The 12,039-nt window shown below is 33.4% G+C and carries 5 protein-coding genes; 1 reads left to right on the top strand and 4 read right to left on the bottom strand.

Annotated features, from left to right (window positions below):
* Positions 1–539, top strand: a 539-nt coding sequence (locus tag ACTT9D_RS05665) for a hypothetical protein (protein WP_440930825.1), incomplete at its 5' end; no start/stop codon positions are given.
* Between the two features lie 11 nt (positions 540–550).
* Here the strand turns inward: ACTT9D_RS05665 and ACTT9D_RS05660 are convergent.
* Genes ACTT9D_RS05660 through ACTT9D_RS05645 form a run of 4 tightly spaced genes read right to left on the bottom strand, consistent with a single transcriptional unit; the run spans position 551 to position 12,025 of the window.
* Complete coding sequence (locus ACTT9D_RS05660) at positions 551–6,844, bottom strand: LamG-like jellyroll fold domain-containing protein (protein ID WP_440930824.1); 6,294 nt, start codon at positions 6,842–6,844, stop codon at positions 551–553.
* Positions 6,844–10,632 (bottom strand): PilW family protein, encoded by a 3,789-nt coding sequence (locus ACTT9D_RS05655; RefSeq protein ID WP_440930823.1) that lies wholly within the window; start codon positions 10,630–10,632, stop codon positions 6,844–6,846. Before ACTT9D_RS05655 ends, ACTT9D_RS05660 begins: the two co-directional genes overlap by 1 nt.
* 5 nt (positions 10,633–10,637) lie before the next feature.
* Positions 10,638–11,456: a type IV pilus modification PilV family protein gene (locus tag ACTT9D_RS05650; protein WP_440930822.1), complete on the bottom strand. Its 819-nt coding sequence runs from the start codon at positions 11,454–11,456 to the stop codon at positions 10,638–10,640.
* On the bottom strand, positions 11,453–12,025 hold the full coding sequence (locus ACTT9D_RS05645; RefSeq protein ID WP_440930821.1) for a prepilin-type cleavage/methylation domain-containing protein: 573 nt from the start codon (positions 12,023–12,025) through the stop codon (positions 11,453–11,455). The genes ACTT9D_RS05650 and ACTT9D_RS05645 overlap by 4 nt, the downstream gene beginning before the upstream one ends.
* Positions 12,026–12,039 lie beyond the last annotated feature (14 nt).

The following is a 12,039-nucleotide window of genomic DNA, read 5'->3' as shown; positions in this document are numbered from 1 at the left end:
ATAAAATAAATAATAATAAAATTAAGTATAAAATAAATATTTCTAAAGTTATTGACAAAAATAACTTTATATTCAATGCGGAAGATAAACATTTTAGACTAGAGCATAAGCCAGGCTTCTCTTATATAAAAAAAGATAGTTCAAATCCAAAATTCAATTTAGTAAATAAAGAACTGTCAGGAATAAATATAAATTGTTCTACTCCAAAATTAATTAAATCAGAAGTGGTGACAGCTGAATTACCTAAAAATGAAAATATTACTGAAATAAATGAAGATCAAATAAAAAAAGTATTGGAACAACTTCAGTCTGGAAAAGAAGTTAATGAATCAAATTTAAATGAATTAATGAGTTCATTACAGAAAAATAATAACCAATCAAATATTGATTTGGGTCAATTACAAGGATTGCTTCAATCTCAAAGTTTTCTAGGTCAGCTAGCTAAAGGTGATTTGTTAGATAAATTAAGTTCTGAGGAGTTTTTAAAAATGATAGTTGATGAGTTTAATAAATTAACAAAATCTAGAAACACAAATTAATTCAAACTAAATTATCTGTTATTCCATGAAATTGGTGTAACTGTTACTGCGTTTCTACTACCAATAGTTTTAATTATTCCTATTTCTTCATTTAAAGCAGAGTCAGTATAAACGAGTTTGATTTTAATTTTTCTATTTCCAGGTGTGAAATCACTAGTATCAGTATTTTGATAATAAACTTTTTCTAATTCCTCTCTCCATTCAGCAATACTTATAACTTGATTGGATGGTGGTAATATTTTTAGTGGAGTATTGCTTCCTGCTACAAAATCAGTTTTAGTCCACCCACTAGATAAAGAGATATCACCTGATGTATCAATTTTTACAGAATCTTCATCACTAATAAAAATACTATTTTGACTTCCATCATTAAAGAAAGAAACTTCAGCTCTAATTGGGCCTAGTACTACATCAATATTATTATCATCTTCCTCAATATCAGCGCCTGAGAAATCACCAACACTCCCTCCATATCTAATTATGAAACCTTCAACATCTGCATGTGCATCACCACTTCTTGTTAGAATTCCAGTTGTTGAACTATTGTTTGTTTGTTGAAATGCTAGATAATCATTATTGTTTGCAGCTGGATGTGACGACACCCAATTTGCTGATGCAAATGGACCTACTCTTACACTGCTCTGTTTGCTTCTTAAACTTGTTTCATTACAAGCTGCTTGGGACTCAATATTAACTGTAGAGTTAATTCTTACTCTCCAAAATTCTTTATCTTTTAAAGGTCCTGAAGTATATCTCCAAAAACCTGATCTAAATATACCACCCCGACATTCATCTGAACCATTAACCCACGCTTGTTTATTATTTGATACACCAAGTTGTTTAATCGCATCTAAATCAGCAGTTGTAGTTACGTTAGCTAAATAACCCTGAATACCACATAAATTTGCATAACTAGCTTGAAAGTTAGCTTGTTCATATGATTTTTGACCATTATCATTTAATTGATAATAGTGTTCTGCCCCTGATGGTTTTTGTACATCTCCTATCAATACTTCTATTTCTCTAGTGCCTGCTGTATCTTGTGAAGCATCATGCTCAAAATGCATTGATTTTATTAAATCCAAATAATTCGTACACTTAGCATCTCCAGTTAGGGTTACTTCAGTTGTTTCATTATTGGTCGCAGTTATTCCAAGATCAGTTAATTGATCTGAACCAACAACAAGTTTGTCACCTGTTTTTGAACCAGATTTAATTTTAACAATTGCTTTAGTAACCCTTCGATCATAAAGTTTTATTACTCTTTTTGTTGCTATTCTTGCTCTTGAGTCTCCATCATTTTCCATACCACCATATTCAAGAATTAATCCTCTAATACCATAATCATCTCCATGAGGTCGGCTCCAGTTGTGTAAATCGTTCCATTTATACCTTGCTGATGCACTAAAATGATCTCCAAGCATATGTAGCGCGGGTTCGGTGTTGCCTACGTTATTAGGCTCTCCGTCAGATCCTGAACCATTAAAATTTCTAAAAGGCATACCGTCATCGAATAATTCACCGACTTGTTGGCCCGAAGGTCCATCTGTACTACTGCCTCTTGTCCAAGTACCATTATTAGCTGAAGGTGTATTATCAGCTTTTCTTGTATAGGAGAATGTTAAGCCCCTATGGTCCCAAATAAATTGCTCTGGTCCTGTTGACCATCTCCAATTAGGACATTGAGTATCTGTTGAGGTTCCGCTATTCGCCCAATTATTTCGCGTATTTCCAATTCCACTAGCCCAAACCATATTTGGACCTTGCCAAATCTTCATCACATTTGCTAATGATACAGGATCATCATTACTATGAGAGGAAGCAGTTGTTCCTAAAGCACCTCTTGTTATTCCTGTTAAATTATTAGAAGAAACTTGTGTGTAAAGAATTAATTCAGTACCAATTTGTATAGCATTAACCAATCTTACAGCTGCATTATTAGAGTGAGAAGCAGCAGTTGTATCAAATGCACCTCTGGTTACACCTGTTAAAGTATCATTTGAAGCACCAAATGTTATACCTGTATATGTAATTTTTTCTGAACCAATTTGTACAGTTCCAGATTCTGGAAAACCAGTTGCATCGTCCAATCTTATATTAGTTGTTGTAGTATCATTTATAGCATTATTCAAATCATCATTTGCCCTAGGAAAGTTTGAAGTACTATCAATTGGAATTGAAGTTGTAGAATTATTAATATCATTTCTTAATTGACTGTTTATATTTTCACCTGAGTATGTTTGAATATATTGAAAAACATCATTAGTTTCATGAGAGTCTGTGTGTGCTGATGCAGTTGTTCCAAATTGTCCTCTAGAAGCACCAGTTAAGTCATTTCCTGAAATTCCTGTATAAGTAATTAATTCTTCACCAATTAAGATAGTTCCTCTCTCTAAAAATCCTTCTGTATTGTCTAAAGTAATAGTGGTAGCTGAGTTTGTTATATTTCCATTTAAATCACCTCTTTGACTTTTGAATGGTAAATTAGCTCTATAAAATGATGTTCTTAGACCTTGAAGCTCTCTTAATTTGGCATCTCCATCGGAATAATTACCTGAAAAACCTGAGCTATCAATATTTTCTCTTGTAACAAAATCTACAACTTTAAATTTCTTGTTAGTAGTTTTGACTACTCTGTAATAACTTTTATCAAATCCCCAAAACTCTCTATTTTTTCCATTAGTTTTATAAATATAAATAACATCATCATCTATTAAATTATGATTATTTGTCGTCTCAATAACTGTTTCAGGTACGCTATCTGTAGATTTTGTAATAGCTTTAATATTTTTTTCAGTTGTAGCATGGTCAGTTCCAGATCCTAAAATTCTCTCAAAATCCATAAAATGAGTTTCTGCATCAAATTCTTGATTGGATCTATAAAACTCCATAGTTGCTATGTCAGATAAAGCTTTCCAATCAGCAGATGCTTTTGCTCTAGTAGATCTCATTCTTGGACCTCCACATGTATCTAAATTAGACCATGTGCTTTGATTATCAGTAGAAACTATTCCTCCTAACCATCCATTACCTTTAGCTTTATCAGTTAAAATATCACTTTCCTCCTCACTTGTTATTGTTCCAAGATATCCTGCTTTTGATAAATAATGTAGCCTGTTTGAAAGTTGAAAACCCTCATTAAATCTTCTGTTATTATTGTTATATAAATCTTGCGTACCACTAGCTCTTACAGGAAACTTATAAAATTCATAAAAATGATTATAACCATCCAGATGTTTGTGAACATGAAGTGGTCCTAGAGAAAACAATATTACTCTTTCACCTAATGAAGGAGATGTTTTTTCATCTTCAGCATCTAATGTTCCACCATCTTCATATGCATATGGATTACCCTCACCATCACCACCTACTGCTTTTGTATTATCATATCGAATTGATTCAAAAGCATTAGTCCAGTCTTCCAAGTCACCACAAGGTGCATCAGATTCATTTCCTGAGTAAAGTTTCCAAACATTAGGATTGTAAACAGTTGGTGTTTGGCTACTTTTTAAACCTGTACCTCCAGTAATTTGAGCGCCAGATTCATTTTTCCAAACTCTATTATTATACCAAACGAAGGCATTTGCAGAATAATTGGTATTTGGGTTCCAATCTGCTGGTTTATCATCATGAACTAAAGTCAAGACTCCTGTATTTACGTTCCAACCATCATAGTCATCAGAAGTGTCAGAGTCAGATGTAGATGAGGTATCGGCACTAATATCGGAGGGTGCATCCTCGGCATCTGAAACATATAGCAAATAATCTTCTGCTCCTTCTCCTTCATCATCTGTGTCACCATCGTTATTTAAATCTCTCTTACCTACATATTTATCTTTCTCAATAGTCGCTCTAGCTACACAAACTTTTGTATCATCATCTAAATATCTTGGATCTTGATCATCAGTAACATTTGCGTTAGTCATGTTGAAATAATCATAACCACCATACTCAACAATATATCCAGTAATACAATCCAAGCCTCCTGTATGACAATTTGGAATTCTTCTTAGATCATTCCATTCACCATCATCTCTGTTATTTCTGTTTATTTCCATATCTGCATAAGGTTCACGCCAATTATTGGGTTCTCCACTTTGCCAAGGTGTTGTAAAACTATCATTAATATCACTCACTAAAACACCCATGTTTGGTCCTGACTCTACTCTCATGTTGGCTGCATTACTTGTAGGTTCACGCCAGTCTGAATTTGATAGCCAAATATAATGTTGATCATCAGATCCATCTAATCTTGCTCCATAATAATTTGCTCTAGTTTCTCCTGCAGCAACATGAAAAGGTGTAACACCAGTACAACCCGAGTCAGTACTGTTATCACACATTACCGCATCTTTTATAAATTCATTTTCAGCAGCAGATTCTATTGAGACTAAATAACCTCTCATTCCACCACACGTGGATTGTTCAGCTCTTCTTTTTGCTTCCCACCAGTCTATTGAATCTCTATCATAACCTAGATCACCAGCACTTGGTGAAGTTACATTTGGAGCAGTTGAAAAGTATTTGTAATAATGACCATAACTTTCATCTCCTGACGCTGATTTAAATTGTATTCCATCACATCCACTTCCTAATACTTCAGCCCAATCTTCTTCATTAAATCCATCACCAGCACTTATACCGTCATCTTTTTCTAAATAATAAAGTTTATCTTTAAATTCGACACAATCTTTTTCACTGTAAGAAGATGAATTTGAAAAATCTGTAAATGTTTTAGAATTGGTACATTGTTCCATAGACCTTTTAAATGCAACTTTATTAGTATTTTCATCATTTTTTGTTTGTATTTTGATATCCCCGTCTACGCCATCTTGTGCAATGTAAGAACTTAGAGAAGTTTTAATTGGTGTGCCTTCTTGACCACTCAAATCATTTAAATCATCTGGAGTGAGTGTAATTTTACCATCTCCAACATCTCCTTTTTGAACAGGTGCAGAAACAATTAGCTCTAGTGGAACTATTTGATTTTGAGGACCTTTTCCACACGATAAAATTTTATAATAAACAACATCTTCACCGGGAGGTACATTTATTGATGGAGCAGTGTCATCAACTGTAGATATTACTGGATACTTTACTAACTCTGTTTTCCATAAAGTACCTTTGTTTCCTATTCCATAAATAGTGGCATCATTTACTCTGTCAGCTCCTCTTGATGTATTATAATCTAGAGCTGTATTTCCAGAGCCTTCATTAAATTTATAGTAACTTACCAATCCTGGTTCAGAACCAGTTAATCTTTTTCTATTATTGTTTGCAATATCAGTGCCTGATCTTGAGACATTCCATATTCTCATTTCAGCTATATTTCCGAGCCATGGAACACTTTGAATTTTTACATCACCAGTTAAATAACTGTTTGGTGAAAAACCATGCAAACCTTCTCCTATAGCTAAAGGCCAATGATCGCCTTCAGGTAATATTTCAGGTGGGTTTGTATAGTTTGATTTTGCTCTTGCTCCTATATTTGCATTAAATGTTCCGGATAAAGTTCCATTCTGATAAATTTTTACATTGTTAGAGTCTGTAACACCTGGAGTACCACCGTCCCAAACCCAAGCAATATGAACCCATTCATCTTTTACAGGATCACCGACATCACCTTGGTTATCTAATACAACTTCACCTAACCTTGGAGACCACTCATCATTTTGGACTTTAAAAACTAAATCCCATTCTCTTCCCCATTCAAATGCATGCATATTATAAGACGATGTTGGCTGCATATTTTTAATCCACATTTCAATAGTAAATTGATCTGTTGGGAAATCTTTAAATTTTTCAACTAAAGCAAAAGATCGATCAGAATAAGTTGTGTCTTTTTCATTTCCTCCCTTTGATCCTTGTTCAGAAAAATAAATTGATCTAACTACATCAGCATGTCTTTGAATGAAAACTTCATAAGACATATCTTCAAATTTTTTATCATCAGAACCTAAATTAGCTGCTATTTTTTTTGCGTAATAAACATCTTGGTTAGAATTAGTAAATCCATGTCTGTTTAGACATTTATTATCTGAGTCATCTACATGTAAATTGTTCTGAATATCAACTAATGAAAAACTATTAGAGTTTAATTGATCGGTTATCCATTTTTGTCCTTCTTGTAATCCTGTTTCTGCAGCTAAATGAACTTGTTGCATCACAGAGTTTCTTGAAACACTTTTTAAGTCTGTATCGTAATAAAAAAACATTGCACCAGTCATAATTGATAGTGCCGAAACGACAGCAATAACAAAAACTAAAACAAATCCTTTTTCTTTTTTAATATGACCGTTTTTCATTATTCATTACTCCATAACTGTTGTCTTCCAATATAATTATGAGTTGATTTACATCTGTTAGATAACATTCCTATAGTTACAGTTTCTCCATCTAAAACAACATTTTCTTCAGCAATCTTAATTGATGGTTGAACTAATCTTTCTGGAAAATCAAAAGTAATTACAGCTTCATCTAAACTGCTTGTTAGAGGAACAGTTTGTCTTCTAAAAACTTTTTCTCCTTCTTTTCCTTGTATATATCCCTCAATTGTCATTGCCGCTTTAGTTTTGTAAACTGTAACATTTTCCATTGCAGTTTCTGAACAATCTACTCTATCCACATAAACCTTTTCTGTTGTGGCTAATTGATTTCCTCTTAAATCAGTAGCTATGATTCTTACAGAAAAAAATGGTTTATCTGCAGGTAGATTGGCCCATCTAATATCAGAGTCATCATTTAAAACTAAATAAAATTTCTCATCTTTCTGATCTATTCTAAATCTCGATCCATGATCTACATCTTTATGTGGGTCATCAGTAGGAACTTCACCTAAATTAATTCTGACAAAATCGTTCGTATCTGTATCTTGAGTAGAACTAACAAAAATTTCACCAACTACAAAATCTTTATTATCATCTTCAGCTATATCAAAATCTTCATTATTTGTAATTGCATTTCCATTTTCTTCTTTGAAAGATACACCTGTAGGAGTAGTGTTGCCTATATTAAAACCAATATAAACCTTCTTAATATCTGAAATTCTTCCATTAGATGTATCTTGAGTTTGAACAGCATAATAAAAAGAATCTTGTTTTGCTGTTCCATCATTAAAACCGTCTGCATAAGCTTGATATCTGAAAGAACCATCAGCAAAAACATAAACTGTGTTTCCTTCAGTTGTTGTTACAGTTGCTCTTGCTCCACTATAACCACTTTTATTACCTACATCGTACAGTTCACCAATTTTAGGCAGTTCATCATTATCTGCCCACTCTGCTGTTTTTGCTCTCCACGTTCCACTTAGTCGGCAATTCATTGACCTTGATGAGCCATCAACAGTTTGAGATTTATGAGTACCAGTCTCAGCAAGATCTCCCATAATACTTCCGACCTCCTCACATGTATCTGCAGCAGATGATTTAACGAGTACTTCTAAATGTTCCCCTGCTGGATCATATGATTTACTTAATAAACCATAAATTCTATTTATCGTATAGTAATCCTTATCCATATAATAATATAAGTTTTGAGCTTTAGGCATTGGTTTGTTAGATGCATTTTTTGCAGGTATAAATCGTGGTAAACGAGCTATTTGAATATTTGAGTATCTGTTGTCCGGTTGTGAAAAAGAAACAATAGCAACAGATCCTCTTTGAAATCTTTTAAATCCTTCTGTTTTAAGTTCTTCTGTTGCATCACTAGCTGTAGGTAAGGTAACATCAGCACCTGCAACTTCATTAAAAGGCCAAGATGAATTTGTGTGATCATGTAAATCACCTGATGAGTCAAATCTTAAGTCAAAAGCAGTAAATCTTTGGCTTAAGCTGCTACTCACATGTGGTTTATTTTCAACGTTAGCTCTAAATTTGTTTGGATGATAAGTTAGTGTAACTGTATTTTTAACCCCAGTATTTTTTCCCCAACTACATCTCCATCTGTGAGTTGCTCCAGGATTATAACTTATTCTTGAAAATGATTTCTTTCTATTATTATTACAAAATCTATCACCAGTAAATTGTGGTCGTGTATTATCAGTTCTCATAAAAAGCCTATCATAACCTTGTGTATTAAATGTTGCTTCACTAGAAGGTGTAGACCAACCCATTAAATTACTCATATTAGCATGTGAAATATAAGAACCTTCGTCATAACCACAATTTCTTGTGTGATCAAATTCATATCCTTTAAAATGATGTAGATGAATAGCAGATCTATTACCTTGTGCCCCCCACCATGACCACAAATACATGTCATAAACCATATCAGCAGGTTCGCCCCACCATTCATTTTTTTCAGATTCTGTTAGTCCATTCCAAATATTTTTGTCTCCACTTCTCAAAGAATCTCTTAATTTATCTGTGTCAAAATCTGATTCATCTTTTAAACTTTCATAGTCTATGCCTGCACAAGCTCTTATTCTGCCATCAGGCCATTTTTTTTGAATAACACTTGGTCTTTGATAGCCAGCTGCAAAACCTAACATATCATCATCCATCCATGCTGACATTTGTGGATTACAATCAGGATATCCACCTGAACATATCATTCCCTTAAGAACAAAAGAGTCGTATTCTTCTTTAGAAACTAAAAAAGATGGAGATGCAAGATTTTGTTGAATATAAAAAGATCTTCCATCTGCGGTTAGGTCGTAATTCGGTCCACCATGATGACTTCCACTTCCTCTTCTCTCGTAATTAGCATCTCCATAAGTAAATCCTTTTGGATCCCATGTATGTAAATTAACGTCTGAAAATTGAGGAGCTGAATACTTCATCACTCTTATCTTGTAATCTTTGTAAGCTTCATTTTGATCTTCCCAACCCTGACTATCACAGTTGGTATTGAGATCTGCTTTTAATCTTACTGTAAAATCTTGATAACCATCTGAAGTAAAGGTATAATCTGCATCATCATTGGATAAAGTCCCTGAAATAGTCATAGAACCATTCCACTCTCCTGCGTCAGCAGTATTGTTGTTGTTATCATCATCATAATTTGAAACAACACTTAAACCAGGAGGTAAATCTGCATCGGGTGTTGTTGTAACTAATTTAAGTCTCATCTCATCATGACTAACACTTGGAATACCAGTTATTGCTGGTGGTTTTTCAGTTTCAAATAGTAAATCATCATGAGTTCTATTCAAATCCATTGATCCAACTTTTTCACCCTGGTGTAAAACAATTAGATCATCACCTGTTACGAAGTTTGCTAATTGAATATCTCTTGTTAGATTGTTTGCACACTGAACTTTTAAGCTTCCAGTAAAAGGTATTACAGCAGTTCTATTTTCATGGAGATCCTCTTCATTAAATACATAATAAGTTTTGCCTCCATAATTTAAATTTCTCATGTATGCTGATGCTGAGTAGGTTTCAGTTACTTTTTCATCGCTAGACTGTAATTGGATTTCAAAATCTATATGTTTGCTTCTTAATCTTATTCCTAAATTACTGAAAAATTGAGCAACAGGTTCCCAATCACTTTCTAATTTACTGCCGGAAGTATCGTTAGTATCACCTGGATCGTCATAATCACCATCATCATTGGCATCTACAAGCTCTAAATCTGGTCCTGGCCAAGGGTCATCAATGTCACAATTTGTTGTTTGCCAAACTTTTCTTTTAAGAACTGTCTTTGAAGAGGATGAGCTATAAGCTTTTTTTAATTCGTATCTTATTACCTTTCTTGTAATAATTAAAGGCGTATCACCACTGTCAGTGTAATCACCATCATTATTTGCATCGACTGGATTATTTTCAGTATCAAAACAAAATTGTACAATTTCACCATATTCAGTTTGATCTGAAACTTCTGAACCATCAGTATTTAAAACTTTTACAGGAACCTGTACTTCACCTCTTTTACTATCGGCATGTTTAAATCCTGCCATTTTACTATCGTGTTGAAGCGTATGAATTGCAAATCTTGCTTCATTTTTCATGTTGTTATGACTTATCTGTCTTACAAAAGTTCCTTGGAAGTTATTGTAAATTACATAAGTTGCTCCCATAACTATTGTAGAAACTATTACTGCTATTAATGCTTCAGCTAAAGATACACCTTTTTGATTAATAATGTTTTTCATAAAAATTAAGTTCCTGCTAAAAAGAGCCTTCTAAACCTTTCCTCAATATTGTCCTGTTTAATTATTATTGTTACTTGTTTTTTTTTAACAGTTTCATAAACATCTTCACCATCTTCTTGATCTGTTATTCCATCATTATCTTTATCAACAGGAACATCTCTTTCAACATCATCAATCTCTAATAATCTTTTATCTCCACTTCGTGCTGGACCTAAATGTTTTTTTAGTAGAGCTCCCCAATTAGCCAAATCAGCTAACACCTTTTGATTTGTTATATCGTCAGTGTAAGTTGTGTCTTCATACCTTGTCATATCTAAATCATCATAAGGATCCAAGCTACCTTCAGAATTAGAAATAAAAGTTATTGGAGCATTTTGTGTTGCATCAGATGCCATGTTTTTATTAGGTGTATCATCTGGAACATCTGATCTTTCTAATGAAAGTGTAGTATTATTATCATCATCAAAATCAGTTGAGTCTGTTATTTCATAACGTCCTCCAACACCTTCTATTATTATTTGATCACCATCTCCAGGAAGTTGTGCTAATCCTTTAACTTTTAACGACGCACCAGCAGAAGTGTCTTCAAAAACTCTTGGGCTTCCATACTGGGCAGCAACAGGATTATAAACTGCAGCAAGTTCTTCAAACATTAATTCAACTGCATAAGCTGCTTTGTCAAATTTTCTTAAATTTGAAAAATCACGTTCTTGATATGATTGAAGTGTCATGAATACTGTTACAGCTAAACCCAAAACAGCAGCAGCTGTCATTCCTTCGACAAGAGAAACTCCTTTTTGATTAAAAAATTTTTTTTTAATCACATCCTATCTCCATTATTAAAAAAACCTGTAGCATAAGTGTGTAAGTAATCAGTTTTTCCACCTGCATTTTGTGACGCTTGTATTTCCGCCCTCACACCTTCTGGAGAAGAACCATCTGGAAGAAAACAAAAAAAGTTATTATCTGTTGTTTCAGTTGAACACGCTCCTGTAATTGATGTGCATCTTTTAACTGTCATGTTTTCAAGTTTCTTAGTTAGATTATCTAATTTAGTGCCTTTATCGTTAGTTCCATCAAAATCAGAACATTTAGGAGAAGTGTCTTCTTTATGATATTCAACATTATATCTATTTAAACCTTGTGCCTGCCAAATTTCTATATCAGCTGTTTTATCAGTATCGTTGTTTACAATTCGAATAGTGTATGCATTTCCATCCTCTAATGATAATTGTCTTACATAACTCAATTGTCCTCTTAATGTTGCTAGATCAGTTTCATAATTATCTTGGTCCCCAAAATTGTCTACTGCCGGGAATCCAACTGCCCCTATAATCGTAATTATACCGATTGTGGTCATTAGCTCTAAAATACTGAAACCGTTTTTCTTCATATAAATTTACTATA

This window comes from Candidatus Pelagibacter sp. (genome assembly GCF_052049815.1).
GTDB lineage: Bacteria > Pseudomonadota > Alphaproteobacteria > Pelagibacterales > Pelagibacteraceae > Pelagibacter.
This window is presented reverse-complemented; position numbering and strand designations above follow the sequence as displayed.

Coding starts and splice junctions, on each gene's coding strand:
- ACTT9D_RS05660 (WP_440930824.1), bottom strand. CDS start 6,844: ATGAAAAACGGTCATATTAAAAAAGAAAAAGGATTTGTTTTAGTTTTT.
- ACTT9D_RS05645 (WP_440930821.1), bottom strand. CDS start 12,025: ATGAAGAAAAACGGTTTCAGTATTTTAGAGCTAATGACCACAATCGGT.
- ACTT9D_RS05655 (WP_440930823.1), bottom strand. CDS start 10,632: ATGAAAAACATTATTAATCAAAAAGGTGTATCTTTAGCTGAAGCATTA.